The sequence below is a fragment of the Arthrobacter zhaoxinii genome, from assembly GCF_025244925.1.
Lineage (GTDB): Bacteria > Actinomycetota > Actinomycetes > Actinomycetales > Micrococcaceae > Arthrobacter_B > Arthrobacter_B zhaoxinii.
In genome coordinates, this window is the sequence record NZ_CP104275.1 from 1,923,151 (window position 1) to 1,948,599 (window position 25,449).

The following is a 25,449-nucleotide window of genomic DNA, read 5'->3' on the forward strand; positions in this document are numbered from 1 at the left end:
GTTTGAAGGCGGAGTTTGGATTCCCGCCGGTTGCCCGGCAGGGGCGGCCCGTAACTGCGCGGACCAGACTAGTTGTTCAGTATTCGGGACAGGTACCTGGCCACGGCACGCACTGCTGCCATGGTGGTGGGATAGTCCATCCGGGTGGGACCGAGGATGCCGACTTTCGCCGTGGCATCGGGACCGTAGCCCGTGGCCACCACCGACGCTTCGGACAATCCCCCGTGCGGATTCTCCCGTCCGATCCGGACGGCAACCCCGCGGGCATCCTGTTCCATTTCGGACAGCAGCCGCAGCATCACCACCTGCTCTTCAAGTGCTTCAAGCACCGGACCGATGGTCAGCGGGAAGTCTACCGTGGAGCGGGCCAGATTGGCGGTGCCGGCCATCACCAGGCGGTCCTCGCGGTTGATGCCCGCCAGCTGCTCCAGGCAGTGGCCCAGGGCGTTGCCCACGCGGCGCCGCTCTACCGGGACAGTGGTCAGTGCATTGGCCAGCTGGCTGGTGATGCTGCTCAGCGGCGTGCCCGACAGCACGGACAGGAAGTGCTGGCGCAGATCCATCAGATCCGGCTCGGTGACGGGCTGCGGGACGGTCATCACCCGCTGCTCCACCCGGCCCGTGGTCGAGATCAGGACCACCAGCACCTGCGCCGGCGCCAGGAGGACAAATTCAATGTGCCGGACCTTGGCATTGCCCAGGTGCGGATACTGCACAACGGCTACCTGATTGGTCAGCTGGGACAGCAGCCGGACAGTCCGGTCCATCACGTCGTCAAGGTCATCCGCTTCCTCCAGCAGGGAGGAGATGGCACGGCGCTCCGGTGCCGAGAGGGGCTTGACGTCGGAGATCCGGTCAACGAACAGGCGGTAGCCCTTGTCCGTGGGGATCCGCCCGGCGGAGGTATGCGGGGCGGTAATCAGCCCTTCTTCCTCCAGGGCGGCCATGTCATTGCGGATGGTTGCGGAGGAAACGCCCAGATGGTGGCGTTCCACGAGCGCCTTGGACCCCACGGGCTCGCGCGAATGGACGTAGTCCTCAACAATGGCGCGGAGGACCTCGAGTCGGCGTGGCTCACTCATGGTTTTCCCTCCCTGTTGATCGGCGGGCGGAGCGCCGGACGTTTAGCACTCGCAATGTTCAAGTGCTAAGTCTAGTACGGATCAGCAGCGTTGCTAGCATTGAGGAACCCGTGGCCTGCTGCGGTTTCCGCCCGATCAGAACCGTAAGTGAGGCAACTTCGTGTCCAGCTTTTCCTGGGGTCCGCAGGACATCACCGCACCGGCCCGGACCGCCCTGCGCAAAGTCGGCGCTGAAACCGGCCTGGTCCTGGAGGACGTTGCCACGGGCTGGGTGGGTGCTGTGGTCCGCGTGGAGAAATCCGGCGGGCTGCACCTGATGGTGCTGGAGGACCGGCGCGGAAAAAAGAAATCCTTCGAGCTCGGCTTCGGCTTCCTGCTCGAGGGCGAGCCGGTGGAAGTGGTTCCCGCAGCGGCGGCCGCACCGAAGACGGGTCCGACCCGCACGGCGTCGGGCTCCGTCCGCGTCGCCAACCAGCGTGCCCGCACCGCCCGCGCCAGCCGCATCTGGGTGGAAGGCAAGCACGACGCCGAGCTGGTGGAAAAGGTGTGGGGCGATGACCTGCGGGTGGAGGGAATCGTCGTCGAGCCCCTCCACGGCGTCGACGATCTGTACTCAGCGGTCCGGGAGTTCGCGCCGGGGCCGGGCCGCCGGCTGGGGATCCTGGTGGACCATCTGGTCCCGGGGTCCAAGGAATCCCGGATAGCCGCCGAGGCCATGACCTCTCCGGGTGCGCCGGGCAACGTGCTGATTGTCGGGCACCCGTACGTCGATGTCTGGCAGGCGATCAAGCCGTCCGTGATCGGACGCAGCGCCTGGCCCGTGGTTCCCCGGCACCTCGACTGGAAAACCGGAATCCTGCAGGGGCTGGGCTGGCCGCACCGCGACCACACCGACGTCGCCATGGGCTGGAAGAAGCTTCTGGGGCAGGTGAACAGCTACGCGGATCTGGAACCGTCGCTGCTGGGACGGGTGGAGGAAGTCATCGATTTCCTGACCGTTCCCGGGTGAGACATACGCCGCACCGCCTGTGGCCTTTCCGTGATGAAGTGTCCGAACCAGTACGCTTGAGGAATACGTAGTAGCGGACCGACCCTGTGTCAGCATGAACCAAAAGGAATAAACGCCGTGTCCAACACACGCCAGAACCACCAGCCCCGGCCTGAAGAGCGGGGCGGTGCGCAGCGTCCGGTCTATCAGGGGGCTCCCGCCAACGCGCTGCCGCTGACGGCCTCAGAAGACCGGCAGTGGGCAACGCTGGCGCACTTCGGCGGCATCCTTGCTTTTGTTCCGTCACTGATCATTTACCTGGTGTTCCGCGACCGCGGTCCGTTCACTGCCCAGGAATCCAAGGAAGCCCTGAACTTCACGCTTCCGCCCAGCATTGCTGCCCTGACGGTCTGGGCGCTGTCCTTCATTCCCGAGATCGGCGGCTTCTTTGCCGTGCTCAATGCCATGATCTGGGTCTACGTTGCCGTGTCCTCCGTGATCGCGGGCATCGAGTGCAACCGCGGACGGCCGTACCGCTACCCGCTGAACCTGCGCCGCATCCAGTAGCGCCGCAGGGCGGGCACCCCGGCACGGACCGGGCCCCGGCTGCTCAAGCCGCCGGGCTCCCCGGCACGGACCTTAGCCCGGCCGCAGAACCTAGTCCGGCAGCAGCCGGCGGACCACGGCGTCGGCCAGCAGCCGGCCGGTGGGCTTGAGGATAACCTTGCCGGTCAGGGCCGCCCGCGGATCCACGAGCCCGTCCGCCATCAGCCCGGCGACAGCGAGCCGTCCGGGTTCGCGCAGCCGGTCCAGGGCCAGGCCCTCGGCCAGCCGGGTCCGCAGCATAACGTCTTCCACGTACCGGGTATCCGCGTCGAGGGTTTCCCGTCCGACGGCGGGCGACTCCCCGGCCGCGATCCGCTGGGCATAGGCAGTCGGATGCTTGGCGTTCCACCAGCGCACACCGCCCGCATGCGAATGGGCTCCGGGGCCGATGCCCCACCAGTCATCGCTGCGCCAGTAGGCGAGGTTGTGCCGGCACTGGTCGTCCGGGGTGCGCGCCCAGTTGCTGACCTCGTACCAGTTCAGCCCGGCTGCGCTCATCATCTCGTCGGCCAGCACGTACTTGTCGGCGTGGTCGTCGTCGTCGATGGGCGGCACCTCCCCGCGCCGCATCCGGGCGGCAAGCTTGGTGCCTTCCTCGATGATGAGCGCGTACGCGGAGATGTGGTCCGGTTCGTAGCTCAGAGCTTCTTCAAGCGAACGTTTCCAGTCGGCCATGGACTCGCCGGGTGTCCCGTAGATGAGGTCCACGCTGACGTGCAGGCCGGCGTCGCGCGCCCACTGCACGGCCTGCGGAACGCGCGACGGCGTGTGCGTGCGGTCCAGCACCGCCAGCACGTGCGGAACTGCCGACTGCATGCCGAAGGAGACGCGGGTGAAGCCGGCGTCGGCCAGCAGCTGCAGGGACTGCGGCGTGACCGAGTCCGGATTCGCTTCGGTGGTGACCTCCGCGCCGGGCGCCAGGCCCCACTGGTCCACGGCGGTGCGCAGGATCAGCGCCAGGTCCTCCGCCGGGAGCAGCGTGGGGGTGCCGCCGCCGAAGAAGACGGTACCCATGCGGCGTTCCGGCAGGCCCGAGCGCCGCAGCGCGTCGGCTGCGAAGACGACTTCACGCGCAGCCGTGCCGCCGTAGGCGTCCTGCGAGGCGCCGCCGCCGAGTTCGGTGGCGGTGTACGTATTGAAATCGCAGTAGCCGCAGCGGACCGCGCAGAACGGGATATGGACGTAAAGCCCGAAATTCCGTTCGGCTGCGCCGTCTGCGGCCTGTGCTGGCAGGAGTCCGTCGGCGGGTGCCGGGTCTCCGAGGGGCAGTGCACTGGGTGTCACTTCTTGGATTTGTCCTTGGATTCGTCAGAGGAAAGCGCGGCTACGAAGGCTTCCTGCGGAACTTCCACGCGGCCCACCATCTTCATGCGCTTCTTGCCTTCCTTCTGCTTTTCCAGCAGCTTGCGCTTACGGCTGATGTCGCCGCCGTAGCACTTGGCCAGCACGTCCTTGCGGATAGCGCGAATGGATTCGCGGGCAATGATGCGGGAGCCGATGGCTGCCTGGATGGGCACCTCGAACTGCTGCCGCGGGATCAGCTCACGCAGCTTGCCGGTCATCATAACGCCGTAGGCGTAGGCCTTGTCCTTGTGCGTGATGGAGCTGAAGGCGTCCACCTGCTCGCCCTGGAGCAGGATGTCCACCTTGACCAGGTCGGCGACCTGTTCGCCGTCGGCCTTCCAGTCCAGCGAGGCGTAGCCGCGGGTCTTGGACTTGAGGATGTCGAAGAAGTCGAAAACGATCTCGGCCAGCGGCAGGCGGTACCGGATTTCCACCCGGTCCTCTGAGAGATAGTCCATGCCGCCCAGGACGCCGCGGCGGGACTGGCACAGTTCCATGATGGCGCCGACAAATTCGTTCGGTGCCAGGATCGTGGCCGAGACCATCGGCTCGCGGACCTCTTTGATCTTGCCTTCGGGGTACTCGCTGGGGTTGGTCACCGTGACCACCTTCTTGTCCTCCAGCGTCACCTCGTACTCCACGTTGGGTGCGGTGGAGATCAGGTCCAGGTTGTACTCGCGCTCGAGCCGCTCACGGGTGATTTCCAGGTGCAGCAGGCCCAGGAAGCCCACCCGGAAGCCGAAGCCCAGCGCCGCGGACGTCTCGGGTTCGTACACCAGCGCGGCATCGTTGAGCATCAGTTTTTCCAGCGCTTCGCGCAGCACCGGGTAGTCGGCGCCGTCGATGGGGTACAGCCCGGAGAACACCATGGGTTTGGGATCGGCGTAGCCCTCGAGGGACTTCTCGGCCGGCTTGGCCAGGTTGGTGACGGTGTCGCCCACCTTGGACAGGCGCACGTCCTTCACGCCGGTGATGAGGTAACCCACCTCGCCGACGCCCAGCCCCTTGGACGGGGTGGGTTCCGGGGAGCTGACACCGATTTCCAGGAGTTCGTGGCTGGCTCGGGTGGACATCATCTGGATGCGTTCGCGCGGGGACAGCGAACCGTCGATCACGCGGACATAGGTGACGACGCCGCGGTAGGTGTCATACACGGAGTCGAAGATCATGGCCCGGGCGGGGGCGTTGGGGTCGCCCTGCGGTGCCGGGATTTCACGGACAATCTGGTCCAGCAGGGCTTCGACGCCAACACCGGTCTTGCCGGAGACGCGCAGTACGTCCGCAGGATCGCCGCCGATCAGCTTCGCCAGTTCCTCGGCGTACTTCTCCGGCTGCGCTGCCGGGAGGTCGATCTTGTTCAGGACCGGAATGATCGTCAGATCGTTTTCCATCGCCAGGTACAGGTTCGCCAGGGTCTGCGCCTCGATGCCCTGGGCAGCGTCCACCAGCAGCACGGCGCCTTCACACGCAGCCAGCGACCGGGAGACTTCATAAGTGAAGTCCACGTGGCCCGGGGTGTCGATCATGTTCAGGGCGTAGGACTCGCCGTCGAGCTCCCACGGCATGCGCACGGCCTGGGACTTGATGGTGATGCCGCGTTCGCGCTCGATATCCATCCGGTCCAGGTACTGGGCCTTCATGTTCCGGTGCTCAACCACTCCGGTGGACTGGAGCATGCGGTCGGCCAGGGTGGACTTGCCGTGGTCGATGTGGGCGATGATGCAGAAGTTTCTGATGATCGCCGGATCCGTCGCGGCAGGCACCGGCGAGAAGCGGGCCATGGGTGACACTGTGGCGGTTCCTTTACTGTTCCGGGACGAGCCGGACGCGGCGCGGTGCGCGGGTGTCCTTAGTCCTGGCGGTTCTAGTGGGAGTTCTGTCGAATTAACAGTCTCCCACGTTTGCCTGCCTCAACAGGAACCGGACCCGCCTTAGGTTCCGGGCGCCGGGAGCATAACGTAGTGCCATGCCTTTTAACGCCCGTGCCTTTGCCTCCCTTGCTCGATCGGCTCTCAGCCTGCTGCGCCAGGCGTCCTCCTCTGCCGGGCCTGCCGAAGACAGCCGCCAACGCCGAAACCGTCCACGCACGCAGGCTCCGGGCCGGACGCCGTCGCCCTCGCCCCGGACCCCGGCCGCTCCCCCGCGCACACCGACTGCTCCCCCGCGGACTCCAGCCGCCCGGCCGTCGCCGACGTCGACCGCCCGGACCGCGCCGTCGTCATCGTCCCCGTCGGGGACGGGTTACGCCGGCGACTACTTCGGTCCCGTCACCCCGGTTTACGCTCCGCAGCCCGACGGCGACCCGGACCCCGGCGAGGTGGTGTGGGCCTGGGTGCCGTACGAGGATGACGCCAGCCAGGGCAAGGACCGTCCCGTCCTGCTGATCGGGCGCAGCGGCGACCTGTTGCTGGGACTGATGATGACCAGCCGGGACCGGAACAACCGCAGCGGTTCCGACCCGCGGTACCTCGACGTGGGCACCGGCCCGTGGGACAGCAAGGGGCGTCCCAGCGAGGTGAAGCTGGACCGCGTGCTCCTGCTGGAACCGGGCAGCGTGCGCCGGGAAGGTGCGATCATGGATAAGAACGTTTTCCAGACAGTTGCCCGGCGGCTGGCCGTGATGCGTTCGGCGCGCTGAACCGGCGCTTTCGTTACCGGAGCCCAAACTCTGCTAACATTTATTGCTGTGTGTCCGCGCAGGTCGACGGGCACTTTGGTTCAGGCGCCATTACGGTATCCCCACGCCGCTCAGTCAATGTCTGGGCTGAAATACCCTCACCGACCAAGTCCGCAATACAAAGAGAGTTTATAAGTGGCCAATATTAAGTCCCAGAAGAAGCGCATCCTCACCAACGAGAAGGCGCGTCAGCGCAACAACTCGGTGAAGTCCGAGCTGAAGACCGTCATCAGCAAGGTTGATGCCGCAGTCAAGGCCAGCGACAAGGACGCAGCAGCCGAAGCGCTGAAGACCGCCAGCCGCAAGCTGGACAAGGCCGTCAGCAAGGGCGTTATCCACAAGAACAACGCTGCCAACCGCAAGTCGGCCATCTCCAAGAAGGTCAGCGCGCTCTAACCAGCAGCCAGCATTACAGACTTACCAGGCACGGCCGGTCCTTCGGGACCGGCCGTGCTTTGTTTGTACCTGCAGCCTGCGGGTGGTTCCGGCGGCGGGGCCGGAAGGGCGGGCCGGAAGGGCGGGCCGGAAGGGCGGGCAAAGCTGCGGGCCGGCTGTACCCGGCCCGCATGGGCAGGCAGGGTGCTCCTAGCGTCCCGACGCGGCCAGGGCAATGACTGTCACGGCACGCTCCACGGCATAGACGGGGTCCCGGCCACCGCCCTTGACCTGGGCATCCGCTTCGGCGAGGGCCTGGACGGCTTCAATCAGGGACTCGGAAGAGAACCGCTGGGCATCCCTCCGCGCCTGGTCCACCTGCCACGGCGCCATGGACAGGTCCCTGGCCATGGACGCGGAGGATCCCCGCAGATTGGCCACCCGTGCCACAGAGCGGACCTTCATGGCCAGGGCGGCAACCAGCGGGACCGGATCCACTCCCGTGTCCAGCGCGTGACGGAGCATGGACAGGGCCTGCGCGGCACGGCCTGCCAGGGCCGCATCAGCCACCTTGAAGGCGGTGGCCTCCACCCGTCCGCCGTAGTACCGCTCCACCAGCTCCTCGGTGACTTCACCGGTCGAGTCGCTGATCAGCTGCTGGCAGGAGGCGGCCAGTTCGGAGAGGCTGGAGCCGACGGCGTTCACCAGCGCCCGGGCCGCGGCCGGGTCAATCCGGCGGCGGGCGGAGCGGAACTCCGAAGTAACGAAGTCCAGCTTCTCGGCGTCCTTCTTGAACGGCTGGCACTCCACCACCGGAGCGCCTGCGGCCTTCACCGCGTCCAGCAGCTTCTTGCCGCGGTTGCCGCCGGAGTGATGCAGCACCAGGACGGCGTCCGGTGAGGGGTCCTTCAGGTAGGTGAGGGTTTCGGTGAGGAAGTCCTCATTCATCGACGCCAGGTTCACTGCTTCAATGAGTTTGGCTTCACCGAACAACGAGGGACTCGACTGCAGCATAAGTTCCCCGGAAGCATAGGTGGCGGCGTCGAACTGCACGAGTTCGGTGTCCGGCTGCTTTTCCCGCAGCAGGCTGCGCAGCCGGTCCCGTGCCCGGGAGGCCAAGTAGTCTTCGGGGCCGGCCAGCAGGATGAACGGTGCCGGCTCCACATCGCGCCAGGACACAGTGCGGGAGGAGGTTTTGCTGCCTGAGCTGCGCTTGGATGGGACGGCCGGATTCACAGCTGGTGCTCCTGGAGTGGTGCGGGCGGCCCGGTGCGGACGGGCCTGGCGGGTTGGGCGGAATGGAACCGTCCGTACGACGGACAGGTCCCCTCCAAGATTGCCACGCCCGCCCGGTCCGGCCAATTTTCCCGCTGGACGTGTTGACCTCCAACCAGCTCGCTCCCGGAAGGGGAGCTTAGAATTTCCCACGCTTATACTTGCCGTCATCGACCCAGATGAAGCAGTCGGAACTCGAAGTGATAAGGATGGTGTCGGGCTTCGTTCCCTCTCCGACGATGTATATTTCAGCGATATCCGGAGATCGCAGCTGTACTTCATAGTCTCCCGCAGGAGCGGGATCACGGATTTTGATGGTGAACCGGCTGTTCCGGTATTTCTCTTCGAACTCCCTGACGAGCGGCTCCGGCTCTGTCCCCTCTGTCAAAGTGACAGTGGTTGCCCCGTTCCAAGTCACCAAGGTATCGCTGCAATCGATCAAGACACCGGTCGGCAGCTGATCGACCTTGGCCACTTTGTCTTCGGGAATGGAATGGGCGATTTCCAGTTCCATAGCCTGCGTCCGGGCCTTGGCTTCCTGCCACGTCAACTCTGTCGCCACGGGTGTTTCCCCTTTCCGTTGAACTCGCAGATGTCGGCGCCACCGACGAATCGTCGGCGCACCCAGTGAGGCCTGGAATCAGCCCGAAAACTGCGGCGCTACGTCGTACTGGAATCATTGCGTTACCACTAGGAGCAGGTCGCGAAGCGCTTTCATATTGGTCCCGGCTGTCGTTCGCGGTTGTCTTAGCCAGTACCGCCGCATAGGGAACCTTAGAACTTCCCACGCTTATAATTGCCGTCATCGACCCAGGGGAAGCAATCAGAACTAGACGCAATACGGATCGTGTAAGGCTCGAATCCCGGTGCGATGAGGTAGATTTCTGCGGTGTCCGGTGATACCAACCCGACTTCGTAATGTCCCGCCGGAGCGGTACGCGTTTCGATGTTGAATCGAGTGTCCCGGTACTTCGCTTCGAACGCCCTGACTAGAGGCTCAGGCTCTGTCCCCTCAGTCAAAGTCACAGTCGTCGCCCCGTGCCAATTCACCAAGGTATCGCTGCAATCGATCAAGACACCGGTCGGCAGCTGATCGACCTTGGCCACTTTACTTCCGGGAAGGGAATGGGCGATTTCCAGTTCCATAGCCTGCGTCCGGGCCTTTGCTTCCTGCCACGTCAACTCTGTCGCCACGGGTGTTTCTCCTTCCGTTGAACTCGTAGATGTCGGCACTTCCTCGCCTGCGCAGCCGGCGAGGCTAAACAGCAAAACAACAACTGCGGCAGAGCTTCGTACTCGAATCATTCCCTTCCCTCTCGGAGGATGTCCTCAAGCGCTCTGCTGTTGTCTGTGCTGTCGCTGGTGATGAGAGAGTGGTCCTCGATTGGTGCTATATCAGGCAGCCAGGATCCACGATTAGACCTACCGTACTTGTATTGTGTAAACGAATTATGGTTACCCAAAGTGCCCCGCGTCTATTGGCCACCCGGCTACGGAAAACGATTTCGACAATCTCAATATTTAACAACGCCCGGTCGTTTGTGGCCTGCAGCGGTGTCACCACGTGAAGCAACCCGTAGTGAAAATACCCTGGTGAGATTGTCCGCAATTGGAACACAAAACTCAACAGGTTTTGCGTTTGCCTTACCCAGTGCTGATATCACATCCATACGGTGACGAAATACCAATGGTTTGCATAGACGCCCACCGCTCAGGTCCACGAGAGGACTGGCACGCCTGTTTTGTTGGGTTTGTTGACTATCAGCGACACGTAGAACGCATTGCCAAACCAACGGCACATCAGGAAAACCCATTTTTCCGAATCTGAGGAAGAAGAGATATTGGTAAGTATTTTGCCGTTTGAGCATGACGTCGTTCGCTCCCGTGTTGCTCCGCTCCCGCAGGACGTCCAGGTTCATGTTCCTCCGGATGGAAGTGCAGCAGGATGAACCACCTTTTCGACGAAACCGCTGCCTCCCCTGAAAGGTGAAAGGCGAGGGTAAGCAGGCATTTCGGCCCGGCGACATGGGTGGAAGGCCAAGGCCCGGCTGCACAACCGATCAGGGCGGCAGGCTCCGGACGGCAAGGGTGTTGCCTTGGTGGAATAGCAGCACCGTTCCGTACAGGTCCGTCCGGGCAACAGCCGATCCCGCAGCCTCAAGGCTGCTCAGGATCTGCGGCGCCGGATGGCCGTAGTCATTGTCTGCGCCGACCGAGATCAGGGCCAGGGAAGGCCGCAGGGTCCGGATCCAACTGTCACCGCCGTTGCGTGCCCCGTGGTGGGGAACCTTCAGTACATCCACGCCTGCCCGCAGCTCCGGATGGGATGCGAGGATCCGGGCCGCGGTGTCCTCCTCGGCATCGCCGGTCAACAGTATCCGCAGCGGTTCCTCCCCCGGTTCCGGTGTGGCAACGGTCACCAGCAGGACGGCACTGGCGTTGTTCTCCTCCTCGTCCCCGGCCGCGGGCAGCGAACCGTCCGAGGCCGGCGGCCAGAGGACTTCCCACTGCACGCTGCCGGAGGTTCCTGCCATCCCGTTCGCCAGTCTTGTGCGGGGCGCCCCGGAACCGTCCAGCACTGCAGTCAGCTCGCGCGGCAGCCCGGGTCCGGCCGTCGAGTAGCCGATCTGCAGCACGGAACGGCCCGACAGAACTCCCGCCGCACCGCCGTAATGGTCCAGATGGGCATGCGTGAACACGAGGAGTTCCACGGTCCGCACACCCAACCGATCCAGACAGGCGTCCATGGGCTCCGGCTCCCCGCCGGCGTCTATTACGACGGCGCTGTCCGGGCCGGCACGGATGGCAAACCCGTCGCCCTGCCCGACGTCGCAGGCTGCCAGCACCCACTCCTGAACCTGCCCGGGATCTTCCTGCAGAGCACGCGTAGTGAGGACGGCAGCCCCCGGAAAGGCCAGCAGAGCGGCTCCAGCGGCCGCCGTACGGGTGCGGCGGGAACCCCGGAACCCGGCCCGCGGAGGAAGTGGTTGATTCCGCGGGTTCCGCGGGGACTCCGGATACTGCTGGTTCACCTGCCTCCGCCGGCCACCGGGACCGGGCATGCCGCCGGTGCCGCGCAGCGAGAGATAGAGAATTCCGGCAGTTGCTGCCGCCGCCCCTGCTGCCATCAGCAACACACCCGGGGTGCCCTCCGGCCACGCTGCCAGTGCTCCCGGAACGGATTCAAAGAATCGAGCCGTCCCTGCCACCCACCAGGCTCCCGCAGCCGCGGTAAGGAGCGGCGGCACTGCCAATACCGGAGCGAACCCGATCAGCGCGACGGCAAGCATTCCGGCCACGGTCACTGCCGGAACTACGGGGGCGGCCGCCAGATTCGCCGGAACGGAATACACCGGCAACTGCGGCTGCAGGAGCACCAGCACCGGGCCGCAGAACAGCTGTGCAGCCACGGGAATGGCCAGGGCTGCCGCGAGCCAGCGGGGCAGGCGATAGGACAGCACCCGGACCAGATGCGGCCCCAACACGACCAGGCCAAGGGTCGCGCAGACCGACAGAATGAACGCGTAACTTCCACACAGCCACGGATCCACACACAACAGGACCGTGATCGACAGGAAGAGCAGTGCGGCGGAAAGGCGTCCCCGCCCGGAGAGCACGGCGAGGGTTCCCAGCCCGCCCATGACGGCTGCGCGCAGCACACTGGGATCCGGCCGGACGAGGAGCACAAACGCGGCAAGTCCGGCCAGTGCCAGCAGCACCGCAGGCGCCTGCGGCATCCGAAGTGCCCGCGCAGAAAGGAAGATGAAGGCCAGCAGGTAGCTGCAGTTAGCACCGGAAACAGCCGTCAGGTGGGTCAGCCCCGTATCCTTCATGGCCTGCTCCAGCCCGGGGTCCAGGCCTCCCCTGTCGCCCAGCACCATGCCGGGGAGCAGACCGTCTACGGCTGCACCGTGTTCTTCGGCTACCCGGACAAAGGTGCTCCGGAGCGCTGCCGTTGCGGCGTACCATCCACCGGCAGGTGTGACCTCCGGTGGAGCAGCTGCCCGGAGCAGGCCCAGGTTACGGTCCCCTGCAGGAAGCGGCTGCAGGGATCCGGCGCTGGTAAACCGGTCCCCCAGTCTGACGGGCGCGTAGTCCTCCCCGCCGATCACCAGGAGGGTCGCCGACGTCCCGAACCGCTGCCCGGCTGCCGTTCCGGATTCAGCGACGGCATCGATGAGATACCGCGGACGGCCGGTGAACCGGTCCGGTGCCCCCGGGCGGGCATCTGATGCTGCACGCAGTTCCACGGTCACAGCGGCCTCTTCGGCGATGAGACCGGAGAGAGGGCCGGCCGTGCGCACAGACAGGCTGGCCGCTGCGCCGGCGCATACCAATGCCGCCGCCGCCATCGGGACTGCGGCACCTCGAAGGGCCGCTGCGGTCCCCCGCTGTATGGGGCGCTTTCCCCAGCTAGCGCGCGGTCCCGGGGACGTTTCCGGGCTGGCGACGACTACCGACCCCTTCCGAATCCGCCCGCGCGAGGCCGTCAGCAGCAACAGGACCGCCAGAACAGCTGCCGTGCCGGCCAAAGCCCAGCCAGCCGGAGGCGGGAGCCGGACCACGGCGTAGGCGGCAGCCCATACGGTTGCTGCCGCCGGCAATAGCCGCAGTTCACGGAGCGGCAGCGGCGCGTCTGCTGCAGCGGTTTCGCGGTTGTTCCAGGCCTCCCGCAGCTTGACTCCTAGACGCTTTGCCCGCTGTCTGCCGACGGCCGTGCCGGATTCCGCTTCCGCACCCCTTTCCGATTCCGTCGGACCGACACCCTCCGAACCGGCACCCTGCGGACCACCTGGCCGGGTTTCCGGATTCAGTGCCGAGGTCACATACCGTGACCATGCGCTTTCGGACCCGCTGGACATGCGCTGTCCGCTAGACCGTGACCAACGGGAGCAACGGGAGCAACGCCACCATCATGGCCTCGCCGATCCCGGGGACGGCGTCCAGATCCTCCGGCCGGCTGAACCCCCATGCTCGGTACGCCACGCAATCATCCGCTCGGCCAGAACCGGCCCGACCGTCGGCAGTGTCTGAAGCTCGGTGGAATCGGTGGTGTTCAGGTTGGCGCTGTCCGAAGCACCGCTGCTAGCCTGCGCCCCCGGATCTGGGTCCCGAAGCACAGCAACCGCCGCCCCGCAGCCCGGGAACAGGCAAACCGCCAGTACCGCTGCGGGCAGGGGAAAGGCCCACCTCCGCTTCAGCCCGGATGAAGGGCTGCCTGCCGGCTCCGACTCATCCGGGACGTCGACGTCCGGGCTGTCCAAACGATGTTGTGCCATCGGGCAAACCTACGATCCCGGCCAGCCATGTTTCCGCCGTTGTTCGCGTAGCTGGTTGTACCCACAGCGAGCCGTAGCCCGCCCCGGCGCTGTTGAGGACAAGACAAACGGTGGAACGAAGCAGCACCGCCGCACGTCCTGTTTGCGCTGTAGCCTGCGCACCTACCTGGGCGAGCAGACCGCATGCCGTAGGAGGCCGGAATCGTAGTCCAGGTCTTCGCTGTTCCCACAATCAGTTCTCGCAGCCGACCCCGTCCCCGTCACGGTCGAATTTGGATTGCCACCCCGGGTCGCCGGCCCGGATTGGGGCCGCACCAGCAGCCTTCGCTGCATCGCAGTTCGGATAGTAGACATTGGCCGGTGCTGCCGGGGCGGGGGCAGGGGCTTCAACGGTGAGCGGTTCAGCCGCCGGAGCGGGTTCCGGTGCGACCATAACACCGCCGTCGGCAGGAACCGGCTGGTCAGGGCACGTGGACGTGAGGATGTTCCGGATCGCATCGGACTCAGCCTGCGTCATCCACAGCCCATACTTGGCTTTCACCGCAGTCTGCAGGGCCACATACTCACAACGGAAACCCTTGTTCGGCGGCAGCCACGTCGCAGCGTCACCGTCACCCTTGGCCCCGTTCGTGGAGCCGTCCACAGCCAGTAGATTCAGCGGATCGTTGGCGAACGCTTCACGCTGGTCCTGTCCCATCTGCTGGGCACCCTTCTGCCAGGCGTCGGAGAGCGCCACCACATGGTCGATTTGGACAGCGTCGGAAGTACCTTCCCCGCGCACGAAGTTGATCACCGATCCCGTGAACGGGTCCAGCAGGGTGCCGGAGGTTACAACACAGTTATTCGTACCGGGCTTGAAGCTGACGGATTCCAGGTCGCGCAGGAGCAAGTCATTGCGCTGGTCGCAGCCATTGCGGTCAACGTCCTTCCATGCGGGCCCGAACTGGTCCCGGTCGTAGCCGGTCTTCGGTGCCCTGCCCTTGATGGGGATGGTGTCCAGCTGGGCCAGGGCGGTGCCGACCGCTGCAGGTGCCGGTGCAGCCGCTTCAGGCTGAGGCTCCGGTTCGGACGCTGTAACAGGAGTCGACTCAGGTTCAGGCGCCGGTGCATCCGCTTCAGGTTGAAGCTCCGGTTCGGACGCTGTAACAGGAGTCGGCTCAGGTTCGGACGAAGGGGCCGCCGTCGGAGATGTCGAGGCCGACGGCGATGATGTCGGTGCCGGATCAGAAGCCAGCGAAGGGGCGTCAAGCTCAGAAGCGGGAGCCAGCGCGCTGGCCACGATTAGCGTGACGACCGATGCGGCCACCGCTATGGCTCCACCGCGCCGGCCAGCAGGGAGCCGGGCCCAGGACCGCCGGCCGGTAATGAGGACGTATAGACCGGTGAGCAAACCGCAGAAAGCCAGCAGTCCCAGACCGGCGGTGACGCTGGGGAACATTGCAGCTATAACCAGGAGTCCCAGGATGGAGCCGGTAACTATGGTCACCGACCCGAGCTTCCGCTTTTGGGTGGGTTTGATGTCGGTCATAGGTCTCCTTTCCATGGGTTACTTCCCCATAAAAAGGTTAAGCCGAGTGCGGCAATCGCCGGTTGAGGCAGGCATGAACAGCACGCTCAGGAGTTCGTCCAAGTTGGCTGCGATAGCGCTCTCAAAGTAGTTCTTCTTGCTGAGAGGCTGTGCGCCAGCCCCGCCCGGCCCGGCCCTCGAGTATGGCAGCGCTGCGTGAAGGAGGCCCGCGAGGCCCAGCCCAGCACCTAGCAGTGTGAAGTATGGAACGGGTCGATATTCTGGGGATCATCCACGCCATTAGTCCACAACATGATGTCGGTTATGGTGTGGAAGCGGCGGGACAACATTCTGACCCGATCTTGGGCGGTCGCGATGGAATCGCCGCGTGCTTCTTGATCGACGCACCTAGTTGGGCTTAGCCGGCTGCCGGACTGGCGCAGCCAGCCCTGTTCTTCCTCGCCGGCCTAGTCCCCCTTCAAGCCTCTGAAATTCCAGAGACGCTAAACTGCCTCAAGGCAATAAGCCAGCTCCGCCTGTCGTTTGGCTGGAGCGCGTCCGTCTCATAACTTGGCGGCTCTGCACTCTGGCGGCGTGTGCTGGCGAATATGTACTACCTGAACAACTTGAACCGGACTAGAAATCAGTGTCCACGGTATCCAATTGCTCCTGGGTGAAGGCATGCAGCATCAGATGCCCACCCGGGGGCAACGGGCCGGTTAGGCGACCCTCCTGGTGAGTCGGCGGGGAGGACTTTGCCCTCATCAGGCTGGGGACCGCAGTTCCACGGTCACAGCGGCCTCTTCGGTGATGAGACCGAAAATGGGGCCGGCCGTGCGCACAGCCAGGCTGGCGGCTGCGCCGGCACAGACCAGTGCCCCCAGCGGACCGGCACCATGCGGAACACTGGCCGGGTTTCCGGATTCAGTGCCGAGGCAACATACCGTGACCATCTGCTTTCAGACCCGCTCGACACGCGCTGTCCGCTAGACCGTGACCAACGGGAGCAACGCCGCCATCATGGCCTCGCCGATCCCGGGGACGGCGTCCAGATCCTCCGGCCGGCTGAAGCTTCCGTGCTCGGTACGCCACGCAATGATCCGCTCGGCCAGGACCGGCCCGACCCTCGGCAGGGTCTGCAGCTCGGTGGAATCGGCGGTGTTCAGGTTGATGCTGTCCGTGGCCCCGCCGTCGGCCGGCGGCCCGGGACCCTGCACACCGGAACCCTTCGCAGCGGAGGTGCTGCCCGGGCCTGCTCCGTCCGCGCCGCCTGCGGGCGGCGCTTCGCCGATCCGCGGAACGATCACCATTGCACCGTCCTCAGCCAGGGCCGCCAGGTTCACAGCGGTGAGGTCCGCGTCAGCCGCCGTTCCACCGGCTGCATCAACGGCATCGATGATCCGGCTGCCCGGCAGCAGACGGACGATCCCTGGGCGCTGCACGGCTCCGGCTATATGCACCACCAGTGCTGCCTGGCCCTCTCCTCCCGGGCCCGCTGACCGGGAGGGCGACGGAACGGGTGCCGGAGAGGGCAGGCCGGGAGCCTCGGTGGCCGCCGGACTATCGCCGCCGTCAGCGGGCGCCGGGGCACTGCTGGCAGGAGGGGACAACTCGATGCTGGCCACCGGCACGGGACTTCGATCCCGGAGCAGCACGACCGCCACCCCGCACCCCAGCAGGAGACAGACCGCCAGCACCGCTGCGGGCAGGGAAAACGCCCACCGGCGCCGCAGTCCGGGAGGATCCTCGTCAGCGGGACCGGGACCGTCCATGTCGTGAATATCGGCGGTGTCCCAACGATGCTGTGCCATGCGAAGAACTTAGGATCACCAGCCCGGCGGAGAGATTCCGGTGAACCCGCCGGTGGACCGGCAGGAGCGTGCCGCAGCCCGAAACGGCACTGTTGAGGACAGGACCGCCGCAAAAAGCGGGCACCGGGGCCATGCCCGGCACGAGGGTTATCCGCGTTTCGTTTTGCCTCCGGCGAACTTCACCCGTAACGCCGGGTCCCCGGGTACCGGCTTTTCCGGCGCCTTGCCGCCCGCTGCGCCGCCGCCCGCCGGCGCCTTGCCGCCTGCTGCGCCGCCAGCTGCGCCGCCTGCGTCGGTGGTGGCGGGAGCCATGTCGGCCGACGCCGCGGAGTCGTCCGGAGCCGGTTCGTCTCCCGCAACGGCCACGGCCAGCACCCCCAGCCCGGCGTGTGCGGCCAGGACGGCAGGCAGCGGGCAGATGAGGATCTCCACCTCCGGCGCCGCAGCACCGATGACGCCGGCCAACCGCTCTGCTTCGGCGGCATTACCGAAGTGGTGCACCGCGGCGCGGACCCTCCCGGGGCGGGCGGCAATGTCCTGCTGAACAAGTTCGGCCAGCCGGGCCAGTGCCTTGGGTGCGGTCCGGACGCGTTCCAGCGGAAGCACTTTACCGTCGCGTACTACCAGGATCGGCTTTACGGCCAGCAGGGTGCCCAGCCAGCCCGACGCTGCACCGATCCGCCCGCCCCGGCGCAGCTGGTCCAGGCTGGGGACATAGAAGAGGATGGTGGACTCGGCCGCTGCCGCCCGGGCGCAGGCCGCCACCCCGGCTGCGGAGGCACCGGCCCGGGCGCTCTCCGTCGCGGCCGCCACGGCGAATCCGAGGCCCATGGCCGCCGTCGCGCTGTCGATGACCTCTACGGGAATGTCGGCGGAACGGGCGGCCAGCCGCGCCGAATCCACGGTCCCGGACAGCTGCCCGGAGAGATGAATCGATACCACGGCGGTGCAGCCCGCCGCGGCAAGCTCGCGGTAGGCCGCTTCGAACTGTCCCGGGGCCGGCCGGGAGGTCCGTACTTCATGGCCCTGCGCCATAGCCAGGGCAAGGGCCGGAATCAGATCCGCGGATCCTTCGCCGTAGATCTGGTCCCCGATCATCACAGGCATCGGAACCACCCGGACGAAATCGCCGGCGTGGGCCGCTTCCGTCCAGCCGTCGGGCAGGGCGGAGGCGGAATCGGTCACCACTCCCACGGACGGGCCGGGGGCGGCAGCGGTTTCCCGCTGCCGCCCCTTGGCCCGCGAAGCGAGCCGTTCCAGCCAGTCCACGGTCCCCGGGGCCTAGGCCGAGACGATGTTGACGAGCTTCGGTGCCCGGACAATGACCGTCCGGATGCCGCGTCCGTCGAGGAACCGCTGCACGGCGTCGGACGCCAGCGCGGCTTCGCGCAGGTCCTCTTCGCTGATGTCGGCGGCAACTTCCAGGCGGTCACGGACCTTGCCCTGCACCTGGACAACGGCGGTGACGGTGTCCTGCACCAGCAGCGTCTTGTCCACTGCGGGCCAGCCGGCGTTCACTACCGAGGCGTCGCGGCCCAACAGGTTCCAGAGGTCCTCGGCCGTGTAGGGCGCGAAGAGGCTCAGCATGACGGCGACGGCTTCCGCGGCCTCGCGCACTGCCGGGTCGGCAGCACCCGCACCGGAGTCGATGGCCTTGCGGGTCGCGTTGACCAGCTCCATCAGCTTAGCCACCACCACGTTGAACTTGTTGTTCTCCAGCAGTTCAGTGGCATCGGCGACGGTCCGGTGCGTGAGGGCACGCAGCTTCCGGTCCCCCGTCGAGTAATCCACGCCCGGTTCGCTGGTGATGTCCTGCCCCAGGCGCCAGGCGCGGGCCAGGAACTTCGCGGAGCCCGACGGCGAGACGTCCGCCCAGTCGACGTCGTCTTCCGGCGGGGACGCGAAGATCATGGTCAGACGGACAGCGTCCACGCCGTACTTGTCCAGCTGCTGGCCCAGGTCGACGCCGTTGCCCAGGGACTTGGACATGGCCTTGCCCCCGTTGAGGACCTGGCCCTGGTTCAGCAGGGAACCGAACGGCTCGCTGGCTTCCAGCAGGCCCATGTCATGGACCACCTTGGTGAAGAACCGTGCATAGAGCAGGTGCAGGATGGCGTGTTCGACGCCGCCCACGTACTGCCCGACCGGCATCCAGTTCTTTGCCGCTTCCGGATCGAACGGACCGTCGGTGAAGTGCGGGGATACGAAGCGCATGAAGTACCAGGACGAATCCACGAAGGTGTCCATGGTGTCGGTATCGCGCCGAGCGGGACCGTCACACTTCGGGCAGGCCACATTGACCCATTCCTCGGCGGAGGCCAGCGGGGAGGTGCCCTTCGGAGCCAGTGCTTCGCCGCGCAGCCCGGTGGGCAGCGTGACGGGCAGCTGGTCATCGGGGACCGGAACCTCGCCGCAGTTTTCGCAGTGGATGATGGGGATGGGCGTGCCCCAGAAACGCTGCCGGGACAGCAGCCAGTCACGCAGGCGGAAGTTCACGAACTTCTCGCCGGTGCCCTGCTCCTCGAGCATCCGGACGGCGGCGGGAATGGCTTCAGCCTTGGGCAGGCCGTCCAGGGTGCCCGAGTTGATCAGGGTGCCTTCGCCGGTGGTGGCCACGCCGCTGACGGCGGGATCCTCTTCACCGGTGTCCAGCACGGCCTTGACGGGCAGGTCAAAGGTCTTGGCGAAGTCCAGGTCACGCTGGTCGTGCGCCGGCACGGCCATGATGGCGCCGGTGCCGTAGTCCGCCAGCACGTAGTCGGCGGCCCAGACGGGCAGCTTCTCACCGTTCAGCGGGTTCACGGCGTAGCGGCCGGTGAAGACGCCGGTCTTGACGCGTTCGGTGGACTGCCGCTCGATGTCCGAGAGTGCCTTCACCGATTCGCGGTAGTCCAGCAGGGCGTTCCGGTTTTCGTCCGTCACCAGGTCCAGTGCCAGCGGGGCGTCCGCGGCGACAACGAAGAAGGTGGCGCCGGCCAGGGTGTCCGGGCGGGTGGTGAAGACGGTGACCTGCTCGGCGGGCTTGCCGCCGTCGGCCTCGATATTGAACCGGACGTGCGCGCCCTCGGAGCGGCCGATCCAGTTTTTCTGCATGGCCAGGACACGCTCGGGCCAGTGGCCCTTGAGCTGTTCCATGTCATCGAGCAGGCGGTCGGCGTACTCGGTGATCTTGAAGTACCACTGGTTCAGCGATTTCTTGGTGACCTGGGTTCCGCAGCGTTCGCAGGCACCGTTGACTACCTGTTCGTTGGCCAGCACGGTCTGGTCCTTGGGGCACCAGTTGACCGGGGAATTCTTCCGGTAGGCCAGTCCGCGCTCGTAGAACCGGGTGAACAGCCACTGGGTCCAGCGGTAGTACTCGGGGTCCGAGGTGTGGATCCGGCGGGACCAGTCAACGCTGATGGCGTAGCGCTTGAAGGACTCCGCCTGCGTCTCGATGTTGCGGTAGGTCCAGTCGCTGGGGTGCGCGTTGTTCTTGATGGCCGCGTTCTCCGCGGGCAGACCGAACGAGTCCCAGCCGATCGGGTGCAGCACGTCATACCCGCGCTGGCGCCAGTAACGGGCGACGACGTCGCCCATCGCGAACGCTTCGGCGTGGCCCATGTGCAGGTCGCCGGAGGGGTACGGGAACATGTCCAGTACGTAGCGTCGTTCGCGCGAGCCGTCGTCGGCAGGGGTGAAAACGCCGAGGTCATCCCAGACCTTCGGCCATTTCTGCTCGATGGCCGCGAAACTGTAGACGGCCTCTTCCTGCTGATCAGTCTGTGACTGCGTGCTCACTATGCTTCGCCTCTGTCCTCAAAGAAAATCGATCCGCGCTGCGGGCCGGCGGTAAATCCGGCCCTAAGATTTTGGGTCCTCCCAAGACACACAAAAGCCCCTCGACAAGCAAGGGGCGGCCGCGCACGGACGGTGCGCGGCTAGCTAAGGAGGAGTACTGCGATCATTTCTCCACTTTACAACAGCACACCGCCGCCGTGGCCAGTGCGTCCGGGTGAGCCGCGAGCGGTTTGGAGCCGGACGTATCTTTTGGCTCCTCCCGTGCGTCTACCCGGTAACGCAACGGTGGAAATGCCATTGTTGACGCAAATGCCGCCGCGCGGCCTCACGGGATGGAGCCAGGAGTGTCAGTGACAACAGAGAAACCGGAACCGGTAAACGTACATGCCGGTGAACTTCGACAGGCCCGGCGGAACTTCCTCGTTGCCCTCGAGCCTGTACGTCCGGCCGTTTACCGTTATTGCCGCCGGCTGACCGGGACCGTCTGGGATGCCGAGGATCTGCTGCAGGAAACCCTGGTCAAGGGCCTGGCCGAGGCCTCGCAGCGGCACGAACCGATCCGGAATGTCCAGGCCTGGCTGATCCGCATCGCCACGAACACCTGGTTGGACTCCCTGCGCCGCAACGGCCGGACTTCGGTACAGGACTTCAGCGAACCGGGCGCGGACCTGCCCGACGGCGACGCCGCGGATCCCCTGACATCGCTGGCGGTGGAGTCCGCGCTGGGGCACGTACTGCTGGTCCTGCCCCCGCGGGAACGGGTCTGCGTGGTCCTCAAGGACGTGTTCTCCTATTCCCTGGCCGAGATCGCGGAAATGCTGGACACCACCGCCGGAGCGGTGAAGTCCGCGCTTCACCGCGGCCGGGGCACGCTGGCAGCGGCCCAGGTGGGCGTATCAGTTTCCGACGACGACGGCTCGGCCGCGGGCTCCGGAACCAATACGACGCCGCCGGCCGGGCATCCCGAACTGCTCCGCCGTCTGGCCGACGCCTTCAACTCCTACGATATTGACGCCATGGTCAGCCTGTTCCTGAGCGGCGGACGCACGGAGGTGATCGGCAACGTCAGCGAAACCGGGCACGAGGAGATCCGCACCGGCTCCATGACCCACACCTTCGGACCCGACGCAGCGGAGCTGTACCGGGCCAGCGTGCACAGCTATGACGGTGAGAACGTGATCCTCCTGTGGGAGCGCCCCAAGGATTCACCGGACACGCCCGAGGTCGTGGCGGACGTGGTACGCCTCAGCTGCGCCCACGGAGAGCCGCTGATTGCCGAACTCCGGCTGTACTTCTTCTGTCCGGAAGTCCTCGCCGAGGTGGCCGGCGGGCTGGGACTTCCCTTCAAAACGAACGGCGTCTCCTATTTCTGACGAATGTCCCGGGCAGCGTCCCTCGCGGCACGGAACGCGAGGAACGCTTCCCGGCTCGTGCGCGTGGGGGTAAAACCGAACTCCTGCTTGAGCGCGGTGTTGTCCAGCACGGGCCGGTAGCGCAGAAACCTCACCTGCTCCGGACCGTGGACGGTCAGCCGCAGCCGGTGTCCCAGCCGGAGCGCGGCTGCCAGGACCGGCGCGGGAACCGTCACGGTCCCCTTGCCCATCAGCCCCGCTATCTCCCGGACAGTCAGGGCGCCGTCTCCGGCGACGTTGAAAATGCCGCTGCGTCCCGTGACGACGGCCTGCACCATGATCCCGGCGACATCCTCGTCCCAGATGAACACAAAGGGGGATTCGCTGCCGGCGACGCGCAGCAGCCGCGGCGCGTCGAAAAGTGCGGTGATTTGGTTGCGGACCCGCTCGCCCAGGATGGTCCCGATCCGGAAGATGGTCTGCTGCAGTTCGGGATGTTCGGCACGGACCCGGGCCAGCTCCTCTTCGACCAGCCGTTTGTGCCGGGAGTAGGCAAACTCGTCATTGCCCCGCAGCGCATCGGATTCAGTGAGCCACTCCGGGTTGTCCCGGTGGTAGCCGTAGGCGGCCCCCGAGGAGGAAATGACCACATGCTTCACGCCCGAGGAAATGCAGGCCGCCAGCACGTTGCGCGAGCCCACCACGTCCACGGAGAATTCCTGCTTTCGCGTGGTGTTTTTCCCCGGATTCACAATGGCGGCGAGATGGACCACGGTGTCGATCCGGTGGGCCTGCAGCAGCCGGGCGACGTCCGGGGAACATACATCCGCGAGGGCGTACTCGACCCCCGCGAGACGGCGTTCCTCCGCGGGTTCCCGGATATCGAGGCTGAGGACATGCGAAATCTCCGGATGGTCCGCTAATCCCGCGACCACCGCACTGCCCAGGAAGCCGTTGCCTCCGGTCACGCAGACCCGTGTCATCGTCCTGTCCCCCGATTCCCGGCCGGTCCCGCTGATCCTGCCGACCCTGCCGACCCTGCCGCGGCCGCCGTACCGCGCCGCGCATCCCGCCGCCGCCACCAGGCAGCCAGCAGCAGTCCGGCCAGAATGTCCCAGATGCCCCACCAGGCGGCAACCATGGCCATGCCGCCGAGCCCGGCGAAGAAGGTCAGCGTCAGACCCAGGCCGAGTCCGGTGTTGCGGGCGCCTACTTCGAAGGTAAAGGCCCGCCGGCTCGGCTCGTCCAGCCGCACCGCCGCTGCGGTCCAGTACCCCACGGCCAGGGCCACCGCGTCATGCAGCAGCACCACCAGGAAAATCGTGCCCAGATGCTCCCGCAGGGGGCCGAGGTTGCTGGCGGTGCCGGCCACGATGAACACCAGCAACGCCACCAGGCCGATCCGCTGCACCCAGGGCCGAAGAATGTCCGTCACCGCCGGGAAGCGCCGGGCCAGCGGCATGCCAACCGCGAACGGCACGCCGATGATCAGCAGCACCTGCACCAGCATTTCCCACCGGTCCAGCGAGAAGTTCCGCATCAACCCTGCCGTCGCGGGATTCAGCCGGGCCCACAGCGCCACGTTCAGCGGCATCACCGCGATGGCCACCAGGTTGGAGACGGCGGTCATGGAAGCAGACAGGGCAACATTGCCGTGCGCCCTGTGGGTCAGCACATTGGAGATGCCGCCGGGCGGACAGCAGGCCACGAGGATCATGCCCAGGGCAATGGATGCCGGCACGCGAAGCACCAGTGCCAGGCCGACCGTCACGGCGGGCAGCACCAGGTACTGGGCGCAGATCCCCAGCAGCACCGCCTTCGGACTGCGCGCCACCGCACGGAAGTCCGCCGGACGCACCTCGAGGGCGATACCCAGAATGATGAACGCCAGCACCGCATTCAGGAGCATCAGCGAGGCGGGAGTGAAGCTCAGGACAACGTCGTCAATGGGCATCAGGGACGCACCTCGCTACGCGCTGCGGTCCCGGCGGCGGCCAGCCGGTCCAGGTGTGCGTCCAGTTCGGCACGGTACGCGTCCTTGTTCACGTAGTAGCTCATCCGGTCCAGGCCCAGATAACGGTAGCCGCCCGTGACATCCGGGGACTTCCCGGCCAGCAGCTGCCGGAACTCCCCCGCTGCGGCCGGTGCCTGCTGCTGGGCCGCCAGGTAGGCCGCTGCCAGCTCCGCCTGCCGGAACCGGCCTTCCCATCCGAGGCCGGAGGCTTCCACCATGCCGATGACCAGCAGGTTTTCCGCCTGGCGGCTGAAGATGTTCAGGTACAACGACGGCGACGGGCCGTCCCAGCCAAGCAGCGACGGGTCCAGGAAGGGATAGTCCAGCACGTAGCCCGTGGCGAGCAGGATCAGGTCATAGTCCCCCGAGGTCCCGTCCCGGAAGTGCACGGTCTGCCCGTCCAGCCGGGCAATGTCGCCCTTGACCCGCAGGTCCCCGTGCCCCAGATGGTGCAGGATCAGCGAGTTCACCACCGGATGCGACTCATAGATGCGGTAGTTGGGCTTCGGGAAACCGAAGCGGTGCGGATCTCCGGTGAACATCCGCAGCAGGCGGGTGTCGAAGAACTGCTTCAGCGGCCGCGGCATTGGCTTGCCCTGGTTCAGGGTGTCCGTGGGCCGGCCGAAAATGTACTTGGGAATGAAGTAGTACCCCCGCCGGACGCTGATGTCGACGGCGGCGGCGTGGTGCACGGCGTCCACCGCAATATCGCAGCCGCTGTTGCCGGCGCCCACGATCAGGACCCGCTTCCCCGCCAGCTCCCGGGGGTCCTTGTAGGAAGCGGAATGGCGGATCTCGCCGCTGAACTCTCCGGGCAGCGTGGGAATGGCGGGGGTATGCAACGTGCCGGATGCCACAATGACGGCACTGAACCTGCCGCTTTCCGCTCCGCCGGCATCCTCCCAGGACACCGTCCACACGCCGTCGTCGTCGGACCGCACCGCGGCGGTAACCGCCGCACCGAACCGGATAAAGGACCGGAGGCCGAAGTGGTCGGCGTAGGAGCGGAAATAGGCCTGCAGATGGCGGTGCCCGGGATAGTCCGGGGTGTCCTCCGGCATGGGGAATTCGGTGAATTCCGTGGTGGATTTCGAGGAAATGAGATGGGCCGACTGGTAGACCGTGCTGGCCGGATTCCCGATGTTCCAGAGTCCCCCGACCTCCGTGTGCTGTTCAAATCCGACAAAGTCCAGCCCCTGCTTGGACAACGCCCGCATGGCGGCAAGGCCGCTGGGTCCGGCGCCGATGACGGCGACCGGCAGTGCCGATCGTACAAAGTTTGCTGTGGGAGACACTTCCACCTGCTTCTGTGACCTGCATCACCGTCGATGCTGCCCGAACGCTACCGAAGGGTGGAGG

20 protein-coding genes and 1 pseudogene are annotated in these 25,449 nt (G+C 66.0%); 5 read left to right on the forward strand and 16 right to left on the reverse strand.

The genetic code is table 11. From position 1 onward, the window contains the following. Positions 1-68: 68 nt before the first annotated feature. On the reverse strand, positions 69-1,082 hold the full coding sequence (gene hrcA, locus N2K95_RS08970; protein ID WP_255791967.1) for a heat-inducible transcriptional repressor HrcA: 1,014 nt from the start codon (positions 1,080-1,082) through the stop codon (positions 69-71). A gap of 160 nt (positions 1,083-1,242) precedes the next feature. Between hrcA and N2K95_RS08975 the strand changes: the two genes are divergently transcribed. Continuing rightward, complete coding sequence (locus tag N2K95_RS08975; RefSeq protein WP_260651283.1) at positions 1,243-2,091, forward strand: DUF3097 domain-containing protein; 849 nt, start codon at positions 1,243-1,245, stop codon at positions 2,089-2,091. A gap of 117 nt (positions 2,092-2,208) precedes the next feature. Beyond that, on the forward strand, positions 2,209-2,637 hold the full coding sequence (locus tag N2K95_RS08980; RefSeq protein WP_255791963.1) for a DUF4870 domain-containing protein: 429 nt from the start codon (positions 2,209-2,211) through the stop codon (positions 2,635-2,637). A 90-nt stretch (positions 2,638-2,727) separates the two neighbouring features. Here the strand turns inward: N2K95_RS08980 and hemW are convergent, their stop codons facing one another. After that, a complete protein-coding gene (gene hemW, locus N2K95_RS08985; RefSeq protein WP_260651284.1) occupies positions 2,728-3,960 on the reverse strand; it encodes a radical SAM family heme chaperone HemW in 1,233 nt (410 codons plus the stop codon). Further along, the gene (lepA, locus tag N2K95_RS08990; protein ID WP_260651285.1) at positions 3,957-5,810 is read right to left on the reverse strand and encodes a translation elongation factor 4; all 1,854 of its coding nucleotides are present in this window, start codon (positions 5,808-5,810) and stop codon (positions 3,957-3,959) included. The genes hemW and lepA overlap by 4 nt, the downstream gene beginning before the upstream one ends. Before the next feature lie 176 nt (positions 5,811-5,986). Between lepA and N2K95_RS08995 the strand changes: the two genes are divergently transcribed. Together N2K95_RS08995 and rpsT are read left to right on the forward strand one after the other, a co-directional pair. Next, positions 5,987-6,658: a type II toxin-antitoxin system PemK/MazF family toxin gene (locus N2K95_RS08995; RefSeq protein ID WP_260651286.1), complete on the forward strand. Its 672-nt coding sequence runs from the start codon at positions 5,987-5,989 to the stop codon at positions 6,656-6,658. A gap of 174 nt (positions 6,659-6,832) precedes the next feature. Beyond that, a complete protein-coding gene (gene rpsT / locus N2K95_RS09000; protein ID WP_146361896.1) occupies positions 6,833-7,093 on the forward strand; it encodes a 30S ribosomal protein S20 in 261 nt (86 codons plus the stop codon). Between the two features lie 189 nt (positions 7,094-7,282). Here the strand turns inward: rpsT and holA are convergent, their stop codons facing one another. The 10 genes and pseudogenes from holA to leuS form a co-directional block, all read right to left on the reverse strand. Beyond that, complete coding sequence (gene holA / locus N2K95_RS09005) at positions 7,283-8,308, reverse strand: DNA polymerase III subunit delta (RefSeq protein ID WP_260651287.1); 1,026 nt, start codon at positions 8,306-8,308, stop codon at positions 7,283-7,285. A 178-nt stretch (positions 8,309-8,486) separates the two neighbouring features. Then, positions 8,487-8,909, reverse strand: coding sequence for a hypothetical protein (locus N2K95_RS09010; RefSeq protein WP_260651288.1), 423 nt, complete (start codon positions 8,907-8,909; stop codon positions 8,487-8,489). A gap of 212 nt (positions 8,910-9,121) precedes the next feature. Further along, complete coding sequence (locus N2K95_RS09015) at positions 9,122-9,541, reverse strand: hypothetical protein (RefSeq protein WP_260651289.1); 420 nt, start codon at positions 9,539-9,541, stop codon at positions 9,122-9,124. A 320-nt stretch (positions 9,542-9,861) separates the two neighbouring features. Next, positions 9,862-10,266: a hypothetical protein gene (locus tag N2K95_RS09020; RefSeq protein ID WP_260651290.1), complete on the reverse strand. Its 405-nt coding sequence runs from the start codon at positions 10,264-10,266 to the stop codon at positions 9,862-9,864. 141 nt (positions 10,267-10,407) lie between these two features. Next, positions 10,408-12,597 carry a ComEC/Rec2 family competence protein gene (locus N2K95_RS09025; RefSeq protein WP_260651291.1) on the reverse strand — a complete coding sequence of 730 codons (2,190 nt, stop codon included), beginning with the start codon at positions 12,595-12,597 and terminating at the stop codon, positions 10,408-10,410. Positions 12,598-13,359: 762 nt separating this feature from the next. Then, positions 13,360-13,626 (reverse strand): annotated as a pseudogene (locus N2K95_RS16315) (hypothetical protein); the annotation flags it as partial. 232 nt (positions 13,627-13,858) lie between these two features. Further along, positions 13,859-15,154 (reverse strand): GmrSD restriction endonuclease domain-containing protein, encoded by a 1,296-nt coding sequence (locus N2K95_RS09030; protein ID WP_260651292.1) that lies wholly within the window; start codon positions 15,152-15,154, stop codon positions 13,859-13,861. A gap of 965 nt (positions 15,155-16,119) precedes the next feature. Continuing rightward, a complete protein-coding gene (locus N2K95_RS09035; protein ID WP_260651293.1) occupies positions 16,120-16,944 on the reverse strand; it encodes a helix-hairpin-helix domain-containing protein in 825 nt (274 codons plus the stop codon). A 147-nt stretch (positions 16,945-17,091) separates the two neighbouring features. Next, positions 17,092-18,213, reverse strand: coding sequence for a DegV family protein (locus N2K95_RS09040; protein ID WP_260651294.1), 1,122 nt, complete (start codon positions 18,211-18,213; stop codon positions 17,092-17,094). Between the two features lie 12 nt (positions 18,214-18,225). Continuing rightward, positions 18,226-20,727: a leucine--tRNA ligase gene (leuS, locus tag N2K95_RS09045; protein WP_407080147.1), complete on the reverse strand. Its 2,502-nt coding sequence runs from the start codon at positions 20,725-20,727 to the stop codon at positions 18,226-18,228. 347 nt (positions 20,728-21,074) lie between these two features. Here leuS and N2K95_RS09050 point away from each other — a divergent pair, with 347 nt between their 5' ends. Then, on the forward strand, positions 21,075-22,097 hold the full coding sequence (locus N2K95_RS09050; RefSeq protein WP_260651296.1) for an RNA polymerase sigma factor: 1,023 nt from the start codon (positions 21,075-21,077) through the stop codon (positions 22,095-22,097). Here N2K95_RS09050 and N2K95_RS09055 read toward each other — a convergent pair. From N2K95_RS09055 to N2K95_RS09065, 3 genes are read right to left on the reverse strand one after another with little or no spacing between them, the layout of a single operon-like run. Continuing rightward, positions 22,088-23,059 (reverse strand): SDR family oxidoreductase, encoded by a 972-nt coding sequence (locus tag N2K95_RS09055; protein ID WP_260651297.1) that lies wholly within the window; start codon positions 23,057-23,059, stop codon positions 22,088-22,090. The two genes, N2K95_RS09050 and N2K95_RS09055, sit on opposite strands and share 10 nt — an antisense overlap. Continuing rightward, positions 23,056-24,030: a bile acid:sodium symporter family protein gene (locus tag N2K95_RS09060; RefSeq protein ID WP_260651298.1), complete on the reverse strand. Its 975-nt coding sequence runs from the start codon at positions 24,028-24,030 to the stop codon at positions 23,056-23,058. Before N2K95_RS09060 ends, N2K95_RS09055 begins: the two co-directional genes overlap by 4 nt. Beyond that, positions 24,030-25,385: a flavin-containing monooxygenase gene (locus N2K95_RS09065; protein ID WP_260651299.1), complete on the reverse strand. Its 1,356-nt coding sequence runs from the start codon at positions 25,383-25,385 to the stop codon at positions 24,030-24,032. Before N2K95_RS09065 ends, N2K95_RS09060 begins: the two co-directional genes overlap by 1 nt. Positions 25,386-25,449: the final 64 nt, after the last annotated feature.